The sequence below is a fragment of the Nocardioides immobilis genome, from assembly GCF_003515065.1.
Taxonomy (GTDB): domain Bacteria; phylum Actinomycetota; class Actinomycetes; order Propionibacteriales; family Nocardioidaceae; genus Nocardioides; species Nocardioides immobilis.
The window spans coordinates 48,776-69,275 of the sequence record NZ_QXGH01000009.1 but is presented as its reverse complement, the minus strand read 5'-3'; the positions used below and the strand labels follow the sequence as shown (position 1 = coordinate 69,275).

The 20,500-nt window shown below is 68.5% G+C and carries 20 protein-coding genes; 18 read left to right on the top strand and 2 right to left on the bottom strand.

Features of this window, described 5'->3' with window-relative positions:
- Window positions 1–31 precede the first annotated feature (31 nt).
- On the bottom strand, window positions 32–166 hold the full coding sequence (locus tag D0Z08_RS33335; RefSeq protein WP_281271694.1) for a hypothetical protein: 135 nt from the start codon (window positions 164–166) through the stop codon (window positions 32–34).
- A 382-nt stretch (window positions 167–548) separates the two neighbouring features.
- Here D0Z08_RS33335 and D0Z08_RS01280 point away from each other — a divergent pair, with 382 nt between their 5' ends.
- The 5 genes from D0Z08_RS01280 (at window position 549) to D0Z08_RS01260 (ending at window position 4,401) form a co-directional block, all read left to right on the top strand.
- Complete coding sequence (locus D0Z08_RS01280; RefSeq protein WP_118921874.1) at window positions 549–1,388, top strand: hypothetical protein; 840 nt, start codon at window positions 549–551, stop codon at window positions 1,386–1,388.
- Between the two features lie 147 nt (window positions 1,389–1,535).
- Window positions 1,536–1,949 (top strand): SCP2 sterol-binding domain-containing protein, encoded by a 414-nt coding sequence (locus tag D0Z08_RS01275; RefSeq protein WP_118921873.1) that lies wholly within the window; start codon window positions 1,536–1,538, stop codon window positions 1,947–1,949.
- 29 nt (window positions 1,950–1,978) lie between these two features.
- Window positions 1,979–3,244: an acyl-CoA dehydrogenase family protein gene (locus D0Z08_RS01270; protein ID WP_118921871.1), complete on the top strand. Its 1,266-nt coding sequence runs from the start codon at window positions 1,979–1,981 to the stop codon at window positions 3,242–3,244.
- Between the two features lie 198 nt (window positions 3,245–3,442).
- On the top strand, window positions 3,443–3,904 hold the full coding sequence (locus D0Z08_RS01265) for a nuclear transport factor 2 family protein (protein WP_118922693.1): 462 nt from the start codon (window positions 3,443–3,445) through the stop codon (window positions 3,902–3,904).
- 11 nt (window positions 3,905–3,915) lie between these two features.
- Window positions 3,916–4,401, top strand: coding sequence for a nuclear transport factor 2 family protein (locus D0Z08_RS01260; RefSeq protein ID WP_118921869.1), 486 nt, complete (start codon window positions 3,916–3,918; stop codon window positions 4,399–4,401).
- Between the two features lie 84 nt (window positions 4,402–4,485).
- Here D0Z08_RS01260 and D0Z08_RS01255 read toward each other — a convergent pair whose 3' ends face one another.
- Complete coding sequence (locus D0Z08_RS01255; RefSeq protein WP_118921867.1) at window positions 4,486–4,797, bottom strand: DMT family transporter; 312 nt, start codon at window positions 4,795–4,797, stop codon at window positions 4,486–4,488.
- Window positions 4,798–5,014: 217 nt separating this feature from the next.
- On the opposite strand from D0Z08_RS01255, the gene D0Z08_RS01250 reads away from it, so the two are divergent.
- Genes D0Z08_RS01250 through D0Z08_RS01190 form a run of 13 tightly spaced genes read left to right on the top strand, consistent with a single transcriptional unit; the run spans window position 5,015 to window position 20,497 of the window.
- Complete coding sequence (locus D0Z08_RS01250) at window positions 5,015–6,571, top strand: AMP-binding protein (protein WP_245993481.1); 1,557 nt, start codon at window positions 5,015–5,017, stop codon at window positions 6,569–6,571.
- A 36-nt stretch (window positions 6,572–6,607) separates the two neighbouring features.
- Complete coding sequence (locus tag D0Z08_RS01245) at window positions 6,608–8,113, top strand: aldehyde dehydrogenase family protein (protein WP_118921863.1); 1,506 nt, start codon at window positions 6,608–6,610, stop codon at window positions 8,111–8,113.
- Between the two features lie 46 nt (window positions 8,114–8,159).
- Window positions 8,160–9,410, top strand: coding sequence for a bifunctional 3,4-dihydroxy-2-butanone-4-phosphate synthase/GTP cyclohydrolase II (locus D0Z08_RS01240; protein WP_182481087.1), 1,251 nt, complete (start codon window positions 8,160–8,162; stop codon window positions 9,408–9,410).
- The gene (locus D0Z08_RS01235; protein WP_182481086.1) at window positions 9,407–9,925 is read left to right on the top strand and encodes a flavin reductase family protein; all 519 of its coding nucleotides are present in this window, start codon (window positions 9,407–9,409) and stop codon (window positions 9,923–9,925) included. The genes D0Z08_RS01240 and D0Z08_RS01235 overlap by 4 nt, the downstream gene beginning before the upstream one ends.
- Entirely contained in the window at window positions 9,925–10,788 is an 864-nt protein-coding gene (locus tag D0Z08_RS01230) for an MlaE family ABC transporter permease (protein WP_245993479.1), read from the top strand. The genes D0Z08_RS01235 and D0Z08_RS01230 overlap by 1 nt, the downstream gene beginning before the upstream one ends.
- 10 nt (window positions 10,789–10,798) lie before the next feature.
- Entirely contained in the window at window positions 10,799–11,659 is an 861-nt protein-coding gene (locus D0Z08_RS01225) for an ABC transporter permease (RefSeq protein WP_118921861.1), read from the top strand.
- Window positions 11,660–11,703: 44 nt separating this feature from the next.
- Entirely contained in the window at window positions 11,704–12,546 is an 843-nt protein-coding gene (locus tag D0Z08_RS01220) for an ABC transporter ATP-binding protein (RefSeq protein WP_118921859.1), read from the top strand.
- 6 nt (window positions 12,547–12,552) lie between these two features.
- Window positions 12,553–13,776, top strand: a complete 1,224-nt coding sequence (locus D0Z08_RS01215; RefSeq protein WP_245993477.1) for an MlaD family protein — start codon at window positions 12,553–12,555, stop codon at window positions 13,774–13,776.
- Window positions 13,773–15,194 carry an MlaD family protein gene (locus tag D0Z08_RS01210; RefSeq protein WP_118921857.1) on the top strand — a complete coding sequence of 474 codons (1,422 nt, stop codon included), beginning with the start codon at window positions 13,773–13,775 and terminating at the stop codon, window positions 15,192–15,194. Before D0Z08_RS01215 ends, D0Z08_RS01210 begins: the two co-directional genes overlap by 4 nt.
- Complete coding sequence (locus tag D0Z08_RS01205) at window positions 15,191–16,486, top strand: MlaD family protein (RefSeq protein WP_118921855.1); 1,296 nt, start codon at window positions 15,191–15,193, stop codon at window positions 16,484–16,486. The genes D0Z08_RS01210 and D0Z08_RS01205 overlap by 4 nt, the downstream gene beginning before the upstream one ends.
- Window positions 16,486–17,946, top strand: coding sequence for an MlaD family protein (locus D0Z08_RS01200; protein ID WP_118921853.1), 1,461 nt, complete (start codon window positions 16,486–16,488; stop codon window positions 17,944–17,946). The genes D0Z08_RS01205 and D0Z08_RS01200 overlap by 1 nt, the downstream gene beginning before the upstream one ends.
- Entirely contained in the window at window positions 17,943–19,199 is a 1,257-nt protein-coding gene (locus D0Z08_RS01195; RefSeq protein WP_118921851.1) for an MlaD family protein, read from the top strand. The genes D0Z08_RS01200 and D0Z08_RS01195 overlap by 4 nt, the downstream gene beginning before the upstream one ends.
- Entirely contained in the window at window positions 19,196–20,497 is a 1,302-nt protein-coding gene (locus D0Z08_RS01190) for an MlaD family protein (RefSeq protein ID WP_118921849.1), read from the top strand. Before D0Z08_RS01195 ends, D0Z08_RS01190 begins: the two co-directional genes overlap by 4 nt.
- Window positions 20,498–20,500 lie beyond the last annotated feature (3 nt).

Genomic DNA, 20,500 nt, shown 5'->3' with positions numbered 1-20,500 from the left:
ACCGCTCCGCCGTGATCTCGAGGTCGCCCGGCTAGCGGGTGAACCAGGTCACGACCATGCCCTCGGCGCACCGCCTGCAGCTGGCGATCGTGCCGCCGGCGCGTCGGATGTCCGCGAGCAGGATGGCGATGCTGTCACCGGACGCGGTGGCGAGGTGCCAGTTCATGACGCAACCTCCGCGCTAGCGGTGCCGAGGAGGGTGTGAGCTGTGTGGTGCAGGTCGGTCTTCATCGCGGGGCTTCTTCCGTGTGCTGATAGAAGGGCCTTCTGAGATCCCGACACGATGCTGGCTGCCGGGGTTCAGGAGCTCAGGGAGGTCATGTACGGAAACGTAGGTCTGCCGCGAGTCGGCGACATCACCCCGGGGTGGCACCTTTGTCGTGCTTGTGAGCGGCCCGCGCTGGTACGTGCCCGTCGTCGGCCTCCCTCCATCGAGCCCTGCCTTTGACCCCGGAGAGTGAGGTGCCCGCGGCGCATCTCCTCTTACGGTCGGGGCACCGTGCCCTTCCCGGCGCGGTGTTCCGCCGCGATCCAACAGAGGAGCGACCATGGGACGTGTGCCCGTCGATGTGATGCAGCACGAGCTTGATCTGGCCTGGCAGAGCATCTTCACCTGGGCAAGCTGGGCCATCGTCGCGGTGATGCTCGTCATCGCGGTGCGGATGTGGGTCCGGCAGCGCACCCCGTTCTACGTCCTGGCCATCCTCGCCGCCGGCGTGGCGGCCTTCGCCGAGCCGTTGTACGACGTCGCCTTCGACCTGTGGTTCTACGACGCGCACAACGGCGCGCCGGGTGCGGCGTACTCGCACTTCACGGCGTTCGGTGTCGTTCAGCCGAACTGGACCCACAGCGGCTACGTCATCCTCTACGCGGCCGCCTGTCTCTACGCCGGCCGCTGGATCTACGAGGGCAGGTTGAGTCGCCGGGGTCTGTTCGCAGTATGGGGTGCCGAGATCGCCGCATCGTGCGTGTTCGAGGTGATCGGCACGGGAACGAGCGTCTACACGTACTACGGTCCCTACGAGCTCCGGATCTGGAACTACCCGCTCGTGATCGGCGTGCTCGAAGGCACCCAGGTCGTCCTGTTCACCGTCGTCGCGGTCCAGCTCTGGCGACGCGTGGCCTCAGCGTGGGGCCTGCTCGGTCTCTTCATCGTCTTCCCCGTGACGTTCTTCGCCGCGAACTTCGGGTTGGGCTCTCCGATCATCATCGCGCTCCACCTGGACGATCCTGAGTTCTCCAGCGGCCTCGTCTGGGCGGCGACCCTTGCCACCATCGCGATGTGCGTCCTGGCTGTTCAGGGCCTGAGCAGGTTCCTGCCGATGCCGACCGGTGTCGCCGAACCGGACGGCCTGACGGCTCCGTCGGCGCTGACGGCCGTGCGCTAGACCGCGCGTTGGGAGAAGAACCCCCGTTCGGACGTCCAACCCCCCACCCCAGGGTGAGGCCCCGGCCGATGCTCGCTCCCTATCGTCGAGCGAGGCCGCAAGCCGGCTGTCCAATCGCCCACTGGGCCCGCACCAGGAGGTACACCAATGAGCACGTTCAAGGACGCCGACGAGGTCTACGCCTTGATCGGCAGGGCCATGGAGGCCTGTGTCGTCGAGCCCGCTTTCGTCGAGGCCACCAAGGACGGCAACCTGGTCGTCCTCATCAAGCAGACCGATCCCGAGGCCTACATCCTCGTCGACTTCCCGGGGCAGAAGGTGCTGGTCGGGGATGCCGCGCAGGCGGCGTCGTCGACGGTCCAGCTGCGGATGAGCTCGGACAACGCCAACAAGTTCTGGCAGGGCAAGCTGAACTTCACGCTGGCGATGGCACAGCGCAAGGTCAAGCTCGACGGCAAGCGCTCCACCGCGCTCGCCCTGCTGCCGCTGACCGGACCGATCTTCGAGACCTACAAGGCCATCCTCGCCGAGGCCGGCCGCACTGACCTGCTCGTCGGCTGACGGCGCGGACTACACAGAGGAGCCACCACATGACTGAGCTGTTGAGCGACTTCCACGAGGATGTCGACCACATGACCGACGAGGAGTTCGACGCCGCGTTCGAGAAGGCGCAGGAGCTGTCGGCGTACTTCCGCGAGATCGGCCCGAAGTACGACATCGAGAACACCTTCGCCTACCCGACCATCGCGAAGTTCAAGGAGTCCGGCCTCGGCGCCTTCTCCGTGCCGAAGCGGTACGGCGGCATGGGTGGCAACATCCTGCAGACGTCGAAGATCATCAGCGAGCTCTCCCGGGGCGATTCGGCGATCACGCTGGCCTACAACATGCACTTCATCATGGTCGGCATGTGCATGGGTCTGTTCAGCGAGGAGCAGAACAAGCTCTGGCTCGGCCGCGTCGTCGAGGGCGACATCGTCTTCGGCCCGTTCTCGGAGCAGCGCGCCGGCTTCTCCGGTCTCGCGGACATGAAGGCCGTCCCGCAGCCCGAAGGCGGCTGGAGGATCTACGGCAAGAAGGTCTGGGGCACGCTCGGCGAGGCCTCCGACATCGTCACCACGAACGCGACGATCACCGACGCCGAGGGCAACCTGCCCGAGAGCTTCGAGGAGCGGGTCGAGGCCGAGAGCTTCTTCGTGGCCGAGTTCGACGTCGACGAGAACGGCCAGGGCGACGGCATCCGGATCGAGAAGACCTGGGACGCCCTGGGCATGCACGCCACCGGCACGCACACCATCCACTTCGAGGGTTTCTACATCCCCGAGGACGGGTTCGTGTGCGAGTGGCGCGCCGGTGCGTTCGGCGTTCTCGAGTGGGCTTCGCTGATGTTCGCGAGCATCTACCTGGGCATGCAGTACCGGGTGCTCGAGGAGGCCCGTGAGGTGCTCTCGAAGAAGACCCTCGGCGCCACCTTCGGCGCGATCGCGGCCGCTGAGACCAAGGTGTCCAACGTCGGCCACATCATCGACGGCATCGGCGACATGGCCTCGCGCGTCGAGCTGTCCCGCCGGGTCGTGTACCGCACCTGCCAGGAGCTCGTCGACGGCGACGACGACAACTGGCCCGTCGAGCTGCGCTTCCCCTACATCGGCCTCGCCAAGACGTTCTGCTCCGAGAACGTCATGCACATGACGAAGCGCGCGATGAGCCTGGTCGGTGGGTCGTCGTTCAAGAAGGGCGCCATCTTCGAGCGCCTCTATCGCGACTCCGCAGCGTCGATGTTCCAGCCGCTCAACTCCGACCAGTCGTGCACCTACATCGGCGAGCAGCTGCTCGCTCCCGACGAGCTCAACGACTGACGAGCTCCGAACGGCCCGCTCCCTCGGGAGCGGGCCGTTCTGCATGCCCGGGCCTGCGAGCGCCGTCCCCCCCGAAGAGCAGTACTGATCCTCCTGTGGGGGGAAGCACGTCCGGGCGGGCGCTCCTACCTTCGTCCTGTGGGGTTCGTCTCGTCGAACGGAGACCGACCGTCCACGATCCCCGACGAAGGAGAGCTCATGAACTACGCGTTTGCCGTCAAGTGGCTGAAGGCGTTCCGCGACAGCGCGGAGGCGATCTGCGAGCTGTACGCAGACGACTTCGTGTTCGAGGACCCGATCCTCGACCAGTACCAGATCCGCGACAAGGGTGACCTGGCCCGGATCTTCTTCCTCTACGCCAACAAGGACCGGACCAACGGCCTCGGCGTGCACAACTTCCGGATCCGTGGCTACGAAGGTGACCACCGCAGCGGCCTGATCCGATGGGAGTGGACGCCCGAGGACTGCGCGAACTTCATCGGACTCGACGTGGCGGACAAGCCGTTCTTCACGCAGGGTCACACGTTCCACGTCTACAACGAGGACGGGAAGATCGTCCGGGAGTCGTCCTGGTGGGACTCCGGAGCCATCCTCAACGCCGTGGGCTACCCGGGCGTGCACAAGCCCCAGTTCGTCGCCAAGACCGCCGTCCCGGCCTGAGAGGACCTGACATGACCGACATCGAATACGCCAAGCGCTGGGCCGACACGCGCATCAACGACCTCGCCGCACACCGCGCGCTCTACGCCGCGCCCGAGGACTTCTGCGTCGAGACCCGCATGGTTGACGACCACTTGGGCGACACCATCTCCACGGACGAGGAGTTCGCCGAGGGCCTCGCCGGCTTCTCGAACAAGGACCAGACCAACGGTCTCGGTGTCCAGCAGATCACCGTCACCGAGGCGTTCGCCGGCAACGGGCACGTGATGATCCACTGGGACTGGGAGGTGACCGGTGCTGACACGTACCGCGGCCTGCCCGTCGACGGGCGGACGCTGACGAGCAAGGGCTCGACGTTCCTGCAGTTCGACGACAACGGGAAGATCATCCTCGAGTCGACGTTCCTCAACGAGAACCCGCTCTTCCAGCAGCTCGGACTGCCGATCATCACGCCGCACTACTGGGAAGAGGGCTTCGACCCCGCGTCGCTCGGCTGACGCACCCACGGACAGGCAAGTGGCCGGAGACCCGGGGGGCTCCGGCCACTTGCCATTCCCGGGGCCGCAGAACGGGTGGCGGGCTCAACCGAGATTGAGCGCTACGACGCCAACCACGACCAGCGCCAGCCCGAGCACCTTCACAGGGCCCAGCGACTCGCCCAGGAACATCACGCCGATGCCGGCGACCGCCGCCGTTCCTACGCCTGACCACACGGCGTACACGACTCCTACCGGCATCCGCTGCACCACCTGCGCGATGAGCGCGAAGGAAGCCGCGTAGCCGGACACGACGAGCAGCGTCGGCAGCGGTCGGGTGAAGCCGGCCGTCGCCGTCAGCCCGCTGGTTGCGAGCACCTCGACCGCGATGGCGATGGCCAGAAGCAAGTACGTCATGTCCGGACGCTAGGCGTCACCCGGCGCCGGCGAGTCTCCCGACGGGAGGGCATCCGCCCTCCACTGGGGTGAGGCGCTGGTGGGGGCTCCCCCCAAGGGGGGTGCCTCTTCATCCCCTGAGGTGTCGTCCACGTCACACCGCCGGACCTACGTTCGTGGCTCGATCACAACAGCACGCCGCATCACGCAGCAGGAAGTAGGAGTTATGTGGGGCACCATGCCGGACGTTCTTGACCGGGCCTGCGGGTACTACACCCCGTCGGTCGCCGTCATCGACGGCGAGAGGCGCATCACCTACGGTGAGCTGCGCGAGTGGTCGAACCAGATCGGGAACGCACTGGTCTCGCTCGGCCTCCAGAAGGGCGAGCGGGTCGGGCTGCTCCTGCCGAACTCGCTCGAGTTCATCCCCTCGCAGCACGGCATCTGGAAGGCCGGCGGCGTGCTGGTGCAGATGCCGGCGCGAGCAGCAGCCTCGGTCCACCGAGCCAACCTCGACCAGACAGCGGCGACCACGATCATCTACCACGCGTCCTTCGACGCTGTGGTCGAGGAGATGCGCGCGGACCTGCCGAAGCTCGACCGCTTCATCCGTGTGGGGGGCGACCCGGCCGACTCCACGGACCACCCGTTCGACGGGCTCGTCGCCGCCCAGTCGGCGCAGCGTCCCGAGGTCGCCATCGATGAGCACGACGAGGCCTACGTCCTCTTCACCTCCGGCAGCACCGGTGAGCCCAAGGGCGTGGTGCAGTCGCACTTCACCTGGGCCCACTACAGCATCACCGCGGGCATCGAGATCGGTGACATCCAGCAGGGCGAGGTCTTCGCCCACGGGGCGCCGCTGACCCACTTCACCCAGATCTTCGTCCACCCGACCTTCCTCCGGGGCGGGACGAACGTCATGCTTCCCGGCCTCGAGGTGGACACCCTGCTGTCGGCGATCGAGGGACACGGCATTACCGCGACCGCCGTGGTCCCGACCATCATCTACCTGCTGCTCGACAACCCGAAGCGCGCGTCGTACGACCTCTCGTCGCTCAAGACGATGATCTACGCCGGCTCCCCGATCGCCCCTGACCGGCTGCGCGACGCCCTGGAGGCGTTCGGGCCGATCTTCATCCAGACCTACGCCGGCACGGAGCCGGGCTACATCTCCTGCCTGCGGAAGAACGACCATCGCGTCGACAGCGAGCTGGCCCTGAAGCGACTGGCCTCCGCCGGCCGCCCGATGTTCCAGACCCAGGTCTCAATCCAGGACGACGAGGACAACGTCCTGCCGGTCGGAGAGGTGGGCGAGATCTGCTCGAAGCAGCTCGGCCAGATGCTCGGGTACGTCGACGCCTCGCGCAACGCCGAGGCGCTGCGCGACGGCTGGGTGCACACCGGTGACATCGGCCGGCTCGACGAGGACGGCTTCCTCTACCTCGTCGACCGCAAGAAGGACATGGTCGTCAGCGGCGGCTTCAACGTGTTCCCGCGTCAGGTCGAGGACGTCCTCCTCGAGGACGCAGACGTGGCGCAGGCGGCCGTCGTCGGCATCCCGCACGAGAAGTGGGGAGAGGCGGTCCACGCGTTCGTCGTCGTCAAGGACGGCGTGTCCGCCGACGACGCCTTGGTCGAGCGGCTCAAGGGACACGTCAAGGCAGTCCTGGGCTCGGTCTCCGCCCCCAAGACGGTCGACTTCCTCAACGAGCTGCCGGTCAACCCCGCGGGGAAGGTCGACAAGCGGACCCTTCGAGCGCCGTTCTGGCAAGGCCGCGACCGCCAGGTCGGCTGACCATCCCTCACCCCTTCCGAAAACAGGAGCAGTCCCATGAGCGTTCCGCACTACCCCCTCCACATCAACGGTGAGTGGGTCGACACCGACGACAAGTACGAGATCCGTAGCCCCGCGACCGGCGAGCTCGTGGCCACGGTGGCCAAGGGTGGCGTCGCCGAGGTCGACGCCGCCGTGGCCGCCGCCAAGGCCGCGCACGCCGAGGGCACCTGGCGCAACACACCGCCGGCCGAGCGGGCCGCCCTCATCAACGACGTCGCGCTCCGTCTCGGGGGCCGGCTCGAGGAGCTCGCCGCGCTCCAGACGCGTGAGAACGGCGTCACCATTCGGGTGACGGGGGCACTCCACATCGGCCTCTCCGTCGCCCAGATGCAGTACCTCGCCGCTCAGGCCGCGGAGTACGAGTTCGAGAAGTCCGGACCGGCCATCGGCCCGGTCCCGGCCGAGGGCATCCTGCGCCGAGAGCCGCTCGGGGTCGTCGCCGCGATCGTGCCGTGGAACATCCCGCTGCTCGTCATCGTCTGGAAGGTCGCCCCGGCGCTCGCGGCGGGGAACACCGTCGTACTCAAGCCGGACGAGCACGCGCCCCTCATCGCTCTCGAGCTGATGAAGGAGTTCGAGGCAGCGGGTCTGCCCAAGGGCGTGCTCAACGTCGTCGTCGGAGACGGCGAGGACGCCGGCGCCCACCTCAGCGCCCACCCGGACGTGCGCAAGGTCGCGTTCACCGGTTCCACGGCGGTCGGCAAGAGCATCCTGGCCGCTTCCGCGGACACCGTGAAGCAGGTGACGCTCGAGCTCGGCGGCAAGGGCCCGAACATCCTCCTCGAGGACGCCGACCTCGATGTGGCCATCGACGGCGCGATCTACGCCTGCATGGCCAACAACGGCCAGGCCTGCGAAGCCGGCACCCGGTTGCTCGTCCCGTCGTCCCGGCGCGACGAGATCGTCGACCGGCTCGTCGCCCGGGTGGGCACGATGACGGTGGGCGACCCGATGAGCCTGGCTACCGATATCGGACCGCTCATCACCGCCGAGCAGCGCGACCGGGTCCTGGAGCACATCGCGATCGCCGAGGCGCAGGGCGCCAAGGTTGCCGCCGGCGGCGCAGCCCCGGAAGGCGCGGAGTTCGCGAACGGCAACTTCGTCCAGCCGACCGTGGTCGTCGACGTCACCAACGACATGAGGATCGCCCGCGAGGAGGTCTTCGGCCCGGTGCTCGCCGTCCTCACCTACGACACCGTCGAGGAGGCCGTCGCGATCGCCAACGACACCGAGTACGGCCTCTCCGCGGGTGTCTGGGGCACCGACGAGGAGAAGGTCCTCGACGTGGCTCGCCAGCTCGAGGCCGGCATGGTCTTCGTGAACGACTGGCACGTCCTGCACCCGGCGTACCCGTTCGGTGGCTACAAGCAGAGCGGCCTCGGTCGTGAGGGCGGCCCCGACGCGCTCGACGAGTACACCGAGCAGAAGTACATCTCCGTCGACCGGTCCGGTGGGGTCGAGAACAAGGCGTACGCCCTGGTCCTCGGCACCCCTGCCTGACCCACCCGACACCCACCCGACGACCGCGACCGAGAGGAGCAACGCCATGAACGAAGACGCGCTGACCAGCACCGAGCTGGTCGAGGCCGCGTGCGCAGAGCTCCGTCTCGGCCGGCCGGTCGTGGTGTTCGACGACGGGGACCGCGAGAACGAGGGCGACCTCATCCTCGCGGCCGAGCACATGACGCCGGAGTGGATGGCTTTCGTCATCCGGCACAGCAGCGGGCTGGTCTGCGTCGGCATGGACGGCGGCCGTCTCGACCAGCTCGACCTCCCGCCGATGGTCGAGGCCGCCAGCGACCCGCGCGGCACGGCGTTCACCGTCTCTGTCGATCTCAGGGATGCCACGTCAACCGGCATCTCCGCGGCAGACCGAGCGGTGACTGCTCGCGCGCTCGCCGACCCCGCCGTCGGTCCCGAGCAGTTCACCCGACCGGGGCACCTGTTCCCCCTCCGGGCCCGGCCGGGGGGAGTGCTCCAGCGAGCCGGACACACCGAGGCCGCGGTCGACCTGTGCCGGCTCGCCGGACTGCAGCCGGCGGGCGTCCTCGCCGAGATCGTGAACGACGACGGGACGATGGCCCGGCTGCCCGACCTCGAGAGGTTCGCCCGCAAGCACGGGCTCCTGCTGATCTCGGTCGCTTCCCTCGTCCGCTACCGGATGGCCCGCGAGTCCCTGGTCACCTGCACGGCGAGCGCGCGGATACCGACCGCCTTCGGTGAGTTCAACGCGGTGGGCTACCGCTCGGTGCTGGACGGCGTCGAGCACGTCGCGATGGTGTGCGGTGACCCCGCCGGCCGCCCCGACGTACTGGTCCGGGTGCACTCGGAGTGCCTGACCGGCGACGCACTCGGTTCGCTGCGGTGCGACTGCGGGGAGCAGCTGGGCCGGGCGTTGGCGGAGGTCGCGGCGGAGGGCACCGGCGTCGTCGTGTACCTACGCGGACACGAGGGCCGGGGCATCGGCATCAGCCACAAGCTGCAGGCCTACCAGCTCCAGGACGAGGACGGCCTCGACACCGTCGACGCGAATCTAGCGCTCGGCCTGCCGGTCGACAGCCGGGAGTACGGCGTGGGCGCGCAGATCCTGCGCGACCTCGGCGTCACCTCGATCCGGCTGATGACCAACAACCCCAAGAAGTTCACCGGTCTCTCGGACTACGGCATCACCATCACCGACCGCGTCCCCCTGGCGGTCACCCCCAACGCCCACAACGCCGGCTACCTCCGCACGAAGGCTGTCCGGCTCGACCACCAGCTGGGCACCGACCCGGCGTCGGAACGGAGCGCATCGTGACCACCACCGTCAGCTCGGACAAGAGCGTCGCGGAGAAGTTCCGGGAGGCGATGTCGGCCTTCCCCAGCGGCGTCACCCTGATGACGACGGCCGACTCGGACGGCGAGCCGCGTGGCTTCGCGGCCAGCTCCTTCTGCTCGGTCTCGCTCGAGCCCGCCCTCGTCCTGGTCTGCATCGCGAAGACCGCTCAGTGCCACGACGCGTTTCTCGAGAACGACCAGTGGTCCATCCAGATCGCCAGCTCCGTCCACGTCGACCTGGTGAACCGGTTCGCGACCAAGGGTGCCGACAAGTTCGGGGGAGGCGAGTTCGTGCCCGACCACCGCGGTGTGCCCGTTCTGCTGGACGCGGCGGTCCTGATCGAGTGCGAGGCTCACGAACGTTACGACGGTGGGGACCACACCATCCTGGTCGCCAGGGTGATCGAGGTGGACGTGGACGACCGCCCGGCCGTCCTCTACTTCCAGCGTGGTTTCCGGCACCTTGACCAGGTGCCGCTCGAAGGGGCCCTGTGATGGCGGTCGATCTTGCACCGACCGAGGAGGCCGACGAGACCGGCCGGCGGCTGACGACGTCCGGACGCGTGATGCACGCCAGCCCGTCGGGCGTGCAGCGAATCGTGACCGATGTGGGGGAGTCGGGACGGCTTCTGGCCCAGCTGGTGACCACCGCGGTGAGGGAGCCGCGAGGCTACTGGGCCGCCACCCGCGACGAGATGTACGCCATGCTGCGGTTCTGCTGGCTGCCGGTCACACTGGCCGTTGGTGGCTTCACCTTCTTGATCGCCAACTACGCGTATGACCTGGTGAGCCTGCTCGGCGCCGGCAACCGGCTCGGCACCTACTTCGTGATGGCGAGCCTTCGCGAGATCTCCCCCTTCTGTGCAGGCATGGCCGTTGCCGGCGTGATGGGCACGGCGATGACCGCTGACCTCGGGGCCAGGAAGATCCGGGAGGAGCTCGACGCGTTCACGGTGCTGGGCGTCGACGCCGTTCGTGCACTTGTTCTGCCGCGGGTCATCGCGATCACCGTGATGATGGTCGCGTTCAACGTCCTCGGCAGCGTGCTCGGCCTGGGGATGGCGATGGCGTCCGCCACCTGGCTCGGCACCACGTCGCCAGGTGCGTTCCTCGGCAACCTCTTCGGCTCACTGACCGTGCCCGAGCTCGTCGGATCCACGATCAAGTGCACGCTCATCGGCCTGTTCATCGGCGTCGTCTCAGCGCAGAAGGGCCTGACTGCCCGGGGTGGCGCCGAAGGCGTGGGTCGTGCCGTCAACGAGGCGGTCGTGCTCTCGTTCGCCGCGATCTGGGTCATCAACTTCATCGTCAACGCGACCATGCTCGGCCTGAACCCCGACATGCTCATCAACCGGTGAGGAACCGATCATGACGACAACGACGAACGGACCGCTCGACGCCGACGAGGAGACCGAGCCGGCTGCGACTGCCAGCACGGGGGGGATGGGCGGGTACAGCGACGGCAGCTCGCTGCTCGCGGACCTCGGCGGCATCGCGACCTTCAGTTTCGGAATCGTGAGATCGATGCCCGACGTCCGGCACTACGGCACCGAGGTGCTGCGCCAAGCCGGGATCATCATCCTCAAGAGCACTTTCATCATCTGGTTCATGATGTGCATGCTCGCTGCCGAGATCGCCCTGGAGGCGCACTACCTCCTGGCCCAGCTCGGTGCCGGCGGCTACACCGCGGTGTTCAGCTCGACCGGTGACTACACGGTGGCGCCCGAGATGTGGGGTTGGATCCTCTCGGCGAAGGTCGCGTGCGGCTTGGTCGCCGAGCTGGGCTCGATGCGGATCAGCGAGGAGATCGACGCACTCGAGGTGATGGGCCTCGACGCGCGCGCATACCTCGTGAACACCCGGGTCCTCGCAATGATCATCGTGACGCCCTTCATGTTCATCGCCGGCACCGGGCTGATGTACGTGCTCGGCTACTACATGAACGTCTACCTGTTCCAGAGCGTGTCGGCTGGAGGATATCTCTCCGTCTTCTGGTCCTTCACCACGCAGCAGGACCTGCTGCTGTCGCTGCTCCAGGCGACGATCATGGGCATCCTGATCGTCCTTGTCGGCTGCTACTACGGCTTCCACGCCAGTGGCGGACCGGTCGGGGTGGGCAAGGCCACCGCCAAGTCGATGGTCATCAACCTCGTCATCGTCAGCGTGCTCGGAGCCGTCTTCCAGCAACTGTTCTTCGGCGCGCTCACCCGCGCTCCCATCAGCTTCTGACCGGCACGACTCCTTCCTCGGAGATCCACCGAAAGGACCACGACATGTCCGCACCTCTGGCAACCCTCGACGACGACCGCACCTATGAGGAGATCTACTCCCAGGGCATCATCGTCGACCCGGCGCCGCACCTCGAGCACAGCGTCCGGATCAAGAACGTCAAGAAGTCCTTCGGCTCCTTCGACGTCCTGACCGGGCTCAACCTCAACTTCGTCGACGACGCGATCACGACCGTGCTCGGCCCGTCGGGCACGGGCAAGAGCGTGCTGCTCAAGCACATCGTCGGTCTGCTCGAGCCCGATTCCGGGGTGGTTGAGGTGTTCGGCAACGACATCTGGCACATCTCTGAGAAGGAGCGCCAAGAGATCCGCAAGCGGTTCGGTGTGCTGTTCCAGGACGGCGCCCTGTTCGGGTCGATGAACATCTTCGACAACGTCGCGTTCCCCCTGCGCAAGCACACCAAGAAGCGCGAGTCGGAGATCCGCGAGATCGTCATGGGCCACCTCGACGAGGTGGGCCTCACCCGCGCCGTGTCGAAGTACCCCGGCGAGGTGTCGGGAGGGATGAAGAAGCGGGCCGGCTTCGCGCGCGCGCTGGTTCTCAACCCCAGCGTGGTCATGTTCGACGAGCCGGACTCCGGCCTCGACCCGGTGCGCACCAGCCTGCTCAACGACCTGATCCTGAAGATGCATGCCGAGCACGGCGGCACCTACGTGCTGGTCACGCACGACATCCGGACCGCCCGCAAGGTCAGCGACTACGTCGGCGTCGTGTGGCAGGGAAAGCTCATCCACTACGGCGAGACCGAAGAGGCCTTCAACTCGGACATGCCTTTCGTCCGGCAGTTCCTGTCGGGTGACTCCGTCGGCCCGCTCGGGATGGACTGATCGAGGATGCCACGAAAGCGCTGGATCGGCCTGGCGGCCGCCGTCGTGCTGCTCGCGGGCGGCACTGCCTACCTGAGTGACGACGACTACGAGGTGAGCCTCGTCATCCCGTCCGCCGCGCAGGTTGCGGAGCGGACTCCCGTGTGGATCAACGGACACCACGCCGGCCAGGTCACCGACCTCGGGGTCCGGGACGGCAAGGCCGTCGTGACCGTCTCCATCGACGACGACTTCGCCCCTCTGCACGACGGGACGACGTCCCGTGTCGAGTGGGTCTCCGCCGTCGGAGAGCGGGTGCTGACCCTCTACCCAGGCTCGGACGCCAACGCCGAGCTGCCCGAGGGCGCCTTCGTCGAGGTGGAGTCCACACAGGTGGAGGTCGACCAGGTCCTGCAGGCGCTCGACGCCCCGACCAGGAAGCGGCTCACTGCGCTCTTCGCCGACCTCAACCGGACCATCGACGGCAACGAGGACGACCTGCGCGCGACGATCCGGGGTGCGTCGGGAACCGTCAACGCCCTGGGCGAGGTGCTGCGGGCAATCGGGGAGGACGGTCCTGCGATCAGGACCCTGGTCGAGCAGCTGTCCGAGCTGACCACCCTGGCCGCGTCGCGGCGGGACGAGGTCGCGGACACCGTGTCCGACCTGACCGACCTTGCGTCCTCGGTCGCCGAGGAGCAGACCAACCTCAGCGCCACCCTCGCCGAGCTGCCGGACCTCATCCGAACCGCCGACCGTACCCTCGGCAAGGTGCCGGGCGCATCCCGCTCGACGGTGGCGCTCCTGAACGACCTCCGGCCGGCGACCGCGCTGCTGCCCCGGGTGAGCGCCAACCTGGCTCCTACCCTGGTCGACCTCCGGCCGACCGTCGCCGAGCTCCGGCCGCTCCTGGCCGCCGCGGACGAGCTCCTCCAGCAGACCCCGGGCTTGCTCGATTCCAGTCATCAGGTCGTGCCGGGCCTCGACCGGCTGATGAGCGACCTGGGTCCCGCGCTCGCATTCCTCCGCCCGTACACGCCGGAGGCGATCGGCGGACTGCACAACTGGGGCCAGGCCTTTGCGCCGTACGACGGCGCCGGTCACACCTGGGCGGGCCTACTGGCTCCGGGGACGAACGCGCTGAACGAGAGCCTCGTGCCCCTGCCTACCGCTCGGCAGAACCCCAACCCGCCGCCCGGAGCACCCGAAGGCCAGCCGTGGACCGACGCAACAGGAAGCGTGATCCGATGACAAGCAAGCGCACCCTGCTCGCAGCCGCCAGCGCACTCGTTCTCGCCATCGCTGCCGCCATCGTGCTCCTGCAGGACGGCTCCGACGACGACATCGAGGTCGTCGCCGTCTTCGAGGACGCGAGCCCGCTCGTGCCCGGCAACGTCGTGAAGGCGGCCGGTGTCGACGTCGGCGAGGTCACTGACGTCGAGCTCGAGGACGGCGCGGCCCAGGTCACGATGCGACTCGACGCACGGGTGCTCCCGCTGCACGAGGACGCGACCGCCACCATCACGACCCAGGACCTCCTCGGCGAGCGGTTCGTGCGGCTGGACCGAGGCAGCCCGGACGCCCCGGCGCTCGCGACGCCGATGGTCATCCCCGCGGGGAACACCGCCCGCGTGGTGGACCTCCAGGACGTCCTCAACTCGGTGGACACACCCGCCTCGGTCGCGCTCGCCGCACTGGTCACCGAGCTTGGTGAGGGACTGCGCGGTCGCGGCAAGCAGGCGGACCAGGCGATCGCCGCGCTCGCACCTGCGATGCGGCAGACCGAGGATCTGGCCGACATCCTGAACGACCAGAACGAGCTGTTGACGACCTTGGTCGAGAACGCAGAGCCCGTCGCGAGGGCCCTCGGCGCCGACGACGGACGACAGCTCGACCGACTGGTCGAGTCGGCGACCACCCTGTTGGCGATCGTCGCCTCCGAGCGCGGGTCGCTCGAGCTCGCGCTGCAGAACCTGCCGCAGACCATCCGCAGCTCGCGGGCAGCTCTCGTCGAGCTCTCCGCCGCGGCCGGCCCGGCCCGGCGCACCCTTCAGTCGCTCCGCCCGATCACCGACGACCTCGACGACATCAGTGGCGAGCTGCTGCGCTTCGCCGACGCCGCCGATCCCGCGCTGGGCGCCCTTCCGCCGGTGCTCCGCAAGGCAGAGGACCTGTTGCAGGAAGCGGCCCCGGTCGTCGCCGCCCTCCGCCCGGCCGCCCGTGACTTGGTCCCGGCCTCCTCCGCGGGTGCCCGGCTCACGACGACGGCGCTGAGCGGGCAGAGCCTGACTGACCTCATGGAGTTCGTGAAGGGCTGGTCCCTCGCCACCAGCGACTACGACGCGATCAGCCACTACTTCAAGGCGATGGTGCCGCTGTCGCCGGCAGCACTCGACGACACGGCGGCCGGGATCGTGCCCGGCCTCCCGGACGATCTGCTGGACGACGTCGAGGTCCCGACCGCTCCCAACCTCGAGGGTCCGGGTCGCGACGACGGTCCGAGGCAGGGACCTGTCAACGACGTGCTCGACGACGTCCTCGACCTCGACGGCCTCCTCGGCGGCCTCGGCGGGAACCGGGGCTCGGCCGAGAGGCAGAGTGCAACCGGTCTGTCCGCCCAACAGGAGGAGAACCTCCTGGAGCAGCTTCTCGGAGGTGTTTCGCGATGATCAAGGTGACCCCGGAGTTTCAGAGTCGGTCCCTTGCGTTCCGCGCGGGCGGGATCGTGCTGGTCGTGCTGGCGGGTGTGCTCTTCCTGACGTTCAAGGCCCAGACCGGCATGCCGTTCGCGAAGACGACCGAGGTCCAGGCGCTGGTCGAGGACGTCCACTCCCTGCGCGCCAACGATGCGGTCCGCCAGAACAGCCGGCGGATCGGAAGGGTCAGCGAGATCGAGTATCAGGACGGCGCTGCTCTGGTGACGATGGTCCTCGAGGGTGACGTCGACGTGTACCGCGACGCGCAGGTCGAGCTGTGGGACCTGTCCGCGCTGGCGACGAAGTTCGTCGAGCTCGACCCGGGCACCTCAGACGCCGGTGAACTCGGCAACGAGCCGATCCCGGTCAGCCAGACCACGGACTCCGCCGACATCTACGAGCTGCTCGACGTCTTCGACGCGAAGACCCGCGACGCAGCCGTCGCGATGCTGCGATCGATGGGGACCGGTGTCGCCGGCCATGGCGAGGACCTGAAGCGGTTCCTCACGAAAGCCCCTGACCTCTTGAACGACCTCGGCGAGGTGTCGGGTGCCCTCGCATCGCCGCGCACCGATCTCGTCGGGCTGCTCCGTGACATCGAGACGCTGTCCGGCAGACTGCACGGACGCGAGTCGGAGCTCCAGCAGCTCGTCGTGCGGACCGCCGAAACCTTCGACGCATTCTCCGCGTCCGGTGAGCCCCTGCGGGAGTCAGTCCAACTGCTGCCGGACACCCTGTCGCACACGCAGCGCGCGATGGACCGGCTCCAAGGACCGCTGTCCGACACGTCGCAGGCGATGAGTGCGCTCGAGCCGGGTGCGGCTGCGCTCGCTCGCTCGGAGCGGGCGCTGCGAGGCTTCCTCCGCGACGCGGTGCCGGTAGCCGACCAGGTCCCAGATGTGGCCGAGCTCGCCGAACCGGCGTTGGAGGACCTGACCGTTGTGCTGGCGGACGCCCGTCCGCTCGCGCCGCTCGTCCGACAGGCCATCGGCGACCTGCTCACCCCGCTGCAGGTCCTCGCGCCGTACGCCCCCGAGATGGCGCAGCTGTTCCTGCGCGGCCGGAGCTTCGTGTCCCAGGGCCCCGAGCCCGGCGTCCGCTACGCCCGCCTGGGTGTGACACCCGGCGTCAACACCGTGCTCGGCGCGCTGATCCCGTCGGGCGACGCCAACCTGCCGCAGAACCAGTACCCGGACCCGGGTGAAGCGCAGTACGACCGGGCCGAGGGCCTGATGCCGCCTGGCCTGCCTCTTGGAGAGAACTGATGCGTACGACGTCAAAACGCCTCATCCGGCGCGCTCCGCGGTCCCCGAAGGCCGTTGGTGTGGCGGTCCTGGTCGGCCTTCTCCTGTTCTCGCTGGGGGCCTTCAACCGGTCCCGCGTCGAGACCGTGATGACGCCAGGGGAGTCGCTCAGCGCTGAATTCTCCCAGGCGTACAAGCTCGTGCCGTACCAGAGCGTGGTGAAGCTGGCCGGTGTCCAGGTCGGCACCGTCACCGACGTCGAGCGCTCCGAAGGACGCCGTGCAGTGGTCGAGATGAAGCTCGACCACGGCACCCTGGAGAAGCTCGGCACGGCCCCGTCCGCCAACGTGCGTCCGACCCTCGTGCTCGGCGGGACGTACTACGTCGAGCTGGTGCGCGGCGGGCGGGCCGGCGCGACGGACGAGGGAGCAACCATCCCGGTCGACCACACGTCGGTCCCGGTCGAGCTCGACAAGGTGCTCTCGGCAGTCACGCCATCGGCGTCCGAGGCAGTGCGCGGCACGATCGCGAGCCTCGACGAGACGCTCGACCGGACCGGTCGTCGTACCGTGCGCGACCTCGTCACCTCGGCGCCCGGCACGCTCGGGCCGGCAGCCGACGTTCTCGACGCGTTGACCGGGACCACTCCGCGGACCGACCTCACGGGTCTCGTGACAGGACTGCAGCACACGGCTGACGCACTGACCCGCGACCGTGGTCGCTTGACCAGCATCATCGACGGCCTCGCGACCTCGACCGCGGCACTCGCCGACGAGCGCGCGGCCTTGACCGCCACCATCGCGCAGGGACCGGAAACCGCCCGCATCACGCAGGCTGGCTTGGCGGACCTGGACGAGACGCTCGATCGGCTGCGCACCACGGCGGAGGACTTCCGCCCCGCTGCGCAGACACTCGGCCCGCTCCTCGCCGACCTCGACCCCGTGCTGGTGGACGCGCGGCCCGTGATCGCCGACGCCCGCGTCGTTGCGAGGGAGGCCCGTCCCCTGGTCGAGGTCCTGGTTCCCGGAACGGTTCGCGCCACCGATGTCCTGTCCGACGTGAGGGGTCCCGTCCTGAACCGGCTGACCGGCCCGGTCACGTCCGCGGTCCTCTCGCCCTGGCACGGCACCGGGACCTATCAGGGCGGTGGCAACGACCACCTGCTCTACGAGGAGGCCGGATACCTGCTCTCCCACACCGCCGACGTGTTCAAGTTCCACGACCACAACGGCGCCCACGGCCGGCTGATGGCCGGAATAGGCCTGAGCACCCCGGGCGGAGTGGTCGGGATGTCGTTCGAGCAGTACCTCGAGGTGCTGGGCTACCAGCTGCCCGAGGGGCCGCAGGAGGGCGCAAACGACGACGAGTCGCCGCCGCTCGGCCTCCAACCCGACCAAACCGACCAGAACGGGCCCGCTGGACTGCCCTCCGGTGACCTGGTTCCGCTCGACCTGCCGCTCGTGACTGGAGGCGACCGATGAACGAGAGCAGCAGACTTTCCGCGTACGTCGAGCGGCTCCGCACCGTCCCTGGGCTCGGGCGCGACGTGTCCGCACTGGTCGTCCTGATGGTGCTGGGCGTGGTGGCCGCGGCCATCATCAAGTCCTACCTCGGAGGGACCGCCCCTTGGAGTGAGCGCACGGTCGTCGTCGCCGAGTTCGAGCAGGTGCCGGGACTGAACCCCGCGAGCCAGAACACCGTGACCATCGCGGGTGTTCGCGTGGGGACCGTCTCAGAGGCCGAGGCCACTGACAACGGCACTGCGAAGATCACGATGGTCCTGGAGGGCGACTATGACATCTACCGCGACGCGCGTGCGGTGCTGCGTCCTAAGAACCCCCTGAACGAGATGCAGATCGAGCTCAACCCGGGGACGTCCGCGGCCGGCGAGCTGGGCGAGGACGACGTCATCCCGATCAGCCAGACCGAACGCCCGGTCCAGGCTGACGAGATCCTCAAACACCTCGACGAGCGCTCCCAGCTCGCCCTGACCGACCTGCTCCTCGAGTCGGACGTGGCGCTGGCGAGGGCCCCCGAGCACCTCCCCGACGGCCTCGCAGCGACCTCCGGGACGCTGCGGTCCATGCAGCCCGTGGTCGAGGCTCTCCAGAGCCGGCGGGACCTGATCGCGACGCTGGTCGGTGCCCTGTCGGACGTCGCGACCGCGGTCGGGAAGAACGACGACCGGGTGGCCCGGTTGGCGGAGGCGACCCAGGAGACCCTGTCGGCGCTCGCCTCGAGCGACGGCGAGCTGCGCGCCAGCCTGCACGAGCTCCCCGGCCTCACCGCGGACCTTCGCGCGGCGATGACCAGCACCCAGGCCCTGACGACGCAGCTCGACCCGACTCTCGCCAGCCTGAACCAGGCGTCCGACGACCTGCCCGATGCGTTGGAGCGGTTCCGATCGACCGTGGGCAACCTCGGCCGGACGGTCGACGCCGCGGGCCCCGCCCTTGAGCGGGCACGACCCGTGGTGGCTGACCTGCGACCGCTCGTGACGGACGCGACGGCCGCGCTCGGCAACATCGACCAGATCACCTCACCGCTCGAGCAGGACACCCGGACGGTGATGAGCTACCTGACCGACATCAAGGCGTTCGTCTACAACACCTCGTCGGTGTTCGGTGCCGGCGACGTGAACGGCAGCATCATCCGCGGCCACCTGATCGTTCCGTTGCCCGCCGGCGGCGTGCTGCCCAACTCCCTGGACCAGGGTCGAGGAGGCGTCCGATGAAGATCTCGATGTCCAGCACGTCCGGGCGGCTGGCCGCCCTGATGGCCTTCTTCGGGGTGTGCGCGCTCATCATGTACATCCTCTTCTCCGGCACCGGAGTGCGCCGCCCGCTCGTCGACGACGGCGAGTACACCGCGACGGTCGTCATGAAGGATGTCGACAACCTGGTCAAGGCGGGCCAGGTCCAGATCGCCGGGGTGAAGGTCGGCCTCGTCCGGTCGGTCCGTCAGCTTCCCGACAACGGCGGGGTCGAGGTCGAGTTCGCGCTGGACGACGACATCGCGCCGCTGCACGAGGGTGCCCAGGTCCGTCTCGCAGAGCGGTCGCTGGTCGGCGAGACGTATCTCGACCTGACCGACGGCAAGGGAGACGAGCTGTCCGCCGGCACCGAGCTCCCTGCCGATGCCGTCGTTCCGAGCGTGCAGCTCACGGATGTGCTCGCCAGCATCGACAAGGACTCCCGTGGCGAGCTGCGCAGCCTCGTGCGCTCGCTCGGGGACTCCACGGCCGGGACCGGTGACGACATCGACGCTCTCCTCAGCGGGCTCGGAGACCTCGGTCGTCAGGGGCACACGGCCCTGGACGCGATCGCCGCGCAGTCCGAGGACATCGAGGAGCTGGCCCGCCAGACGTCTCTGTTGCTGCGGGCTCTGGACACCGGCGAGGGGCAGATCGCCGACCTGGTCGCGAGCGCCAACGAGGTGACGGGGGCGACAGCTGGACAGCGCGAAGCGATCGAGGACTCGTTGGCCCAGGCTCCCGAGCTGCTCCGGACGACGTTGCTGGCCTCCGACGGCCTGACCACTCTCGCCGATGCACTCGGGCCGGTGGCTCGCGACCTTCGCGAAGCGGGCCCGGACCTCACCACCGCCCTCGAGGAGCTGCCGGCCACGACGACCGATCTGCACGGCATGCTCGCGCCGTTGTCGCGGGTGTTCGACCAGGCGCCGGCGACGCTCAACCGCGTCCCCAAGCTCAGCGACGACCTCCAGGCCGTGATCCCGACGGCTCAGGCGACGCTCGCGGACCTCAACCCGATGCTGTCCTACATCAGCCCCTACGGGCCCGAGCTGGCGGCGTACTTCGCGAACTTCAACGCGGTCCTGAACTATCAGGACGAGAACGGGGCCTACTACCTGCGGCTGACCCCGCTGTTCAACACTCACTCGCCGCAGCTGCCAGTCTCCAACAACAACCTGCTCGGCAATTACACGAACGCATTCCCGGCCCCGGGCACCGGCGCCCGTCCCGGCCCGTTCACGGGCAGGTACCCGCGCGTCGAGAGGCTGGGTGAGTAGGAG

Coding starts and splice junctions, on each gene's coding strand:
- D0Z08_RS01225 (WP_118921861.1), top strand. CDS start 10,799: ATGACGACAACGACGAACGGACCGCTCGACGCCGACGAGGAGACCGAG.
- D0Z08_RS01240 (WP_182481087.1), top strand. CDS start 8,160: ATGAACGAAGACGCGCTGACCAGCACCGAGCTGGTCGAGGCCGCGTGC.
- D0Z08_RS01210 (WP_118921857.1), top strand. CDS start 13,773: ATGACAAGCAAGCGCACCCTGCTCGCAGCCGCCAGCGCACTCGTTCTC.
- D0Z08_RS01270 (WP_118921871.1), top strand. CDS start 1,979: ATGACTGAGCTGTTGAGCGACTTCCACGAGGATGTCGACCACATGACC.
- D0Z08_RS01265 (WP_118922693.1), top strand. CDS start 3,443: ATGAACTACGCGTTTGCCGTCAAGTGGCTGAAGGCGTTCCGCGACAGC.
- D0Z08_RS01230 (WP_245993479.1), top strand. CDS start 9,925: ATGGCGGTCGATCTTGCACCGACCGAGGAGGCCGACGAGACCGGCCGG.
- D0Z08_RS01260 (WP_118921869.1), top strand. CDS start 3,916: ATGACCGACATCGAATACGCCAAGCGCTGGGCCGACACGCGCATCAAC.
- D0Z08_RS01215 (WP_245993477.1), top strand. CDS start 12,553: ATGCCACGAAAGCGCTGGATCGGCCTGGCGGCCGCCGTCGTGCTGCTC.
- D0Z08_RS01275 (WP_118921873.1), top strand. CDS start 1,536: ATGAGCACGTTCAAGGACGCCGACGAGGTCTACGCCTTGATCGGCAGG.
- D0Z08_RS01200 (WP_118921853.1), top strand. CDS start 16,486: ATGCGTACGACGTCAAAACGCCTCATCCGGCGCGCTCCGCGGTCCCCG.
- D0Z08_RS01245 (WP_118921863.1), top strand. CDS start 6,608: ATGAGCGTTCCGCACTACCCCCTCCACATCAACGGTGAGTGGGTCGAC.
- D0Z08_RS01220 (WP_118921859.1), top strand. CDS start 11,704: ATGTCCGCACCTCTGGCAACCCTCGACGACGACCGCACCTATGAGGAG.
- D0Z08_RS01280 (WP_118921874.1), top strand. CDS start 549: ATGGGACGTGTGCCCGTCGATGTGATGCAGCACGAGCTTGATCTGGCC.
- D0Z08_RS33335 (WP_281271694.1), bottom strand. CDS start 166: ATGAACTGGCACCTCGCCACCGCGTCCGGTGACAGCATCGCCATCCTG.
- D0Z08_RS01205 (WP_118921855.1), top strand. CDS start 15,191: ATGATCAAGGTGACCCCGGAGTTTCAGAGTCGGTCCCTTGCGTTCCGC.
- D0Z08_RS01190 (WP_118921849.1), top strand. CDS start 19,196: ATGAAGATCTCGATGTCCAGCACGTCCGGGCGGCTGGCCGCCCTGATG.
- D0Z08_RS01195 (WP_118921851.1), top strand. CDS start 17,943: ATGAACGAGAGCAGCAGACTTTCCGCGTACGTCGAGCGGCTCCGCACC.
- D0Z08_RS01250 (WP_245993481.1), top strand. CDS start 5,015: ATGCCGGACGTTCTTGACCGGGCCTGCGGGTACTACACCCCGTCGGTC.
- D0Z08_RS01255 (WP_118921867.1), bottom strand. CDS start 4,797: ATGACGTACTTGCTTCTGGCCATCGCCATCGCGGTCGAGGTGCTCGCA.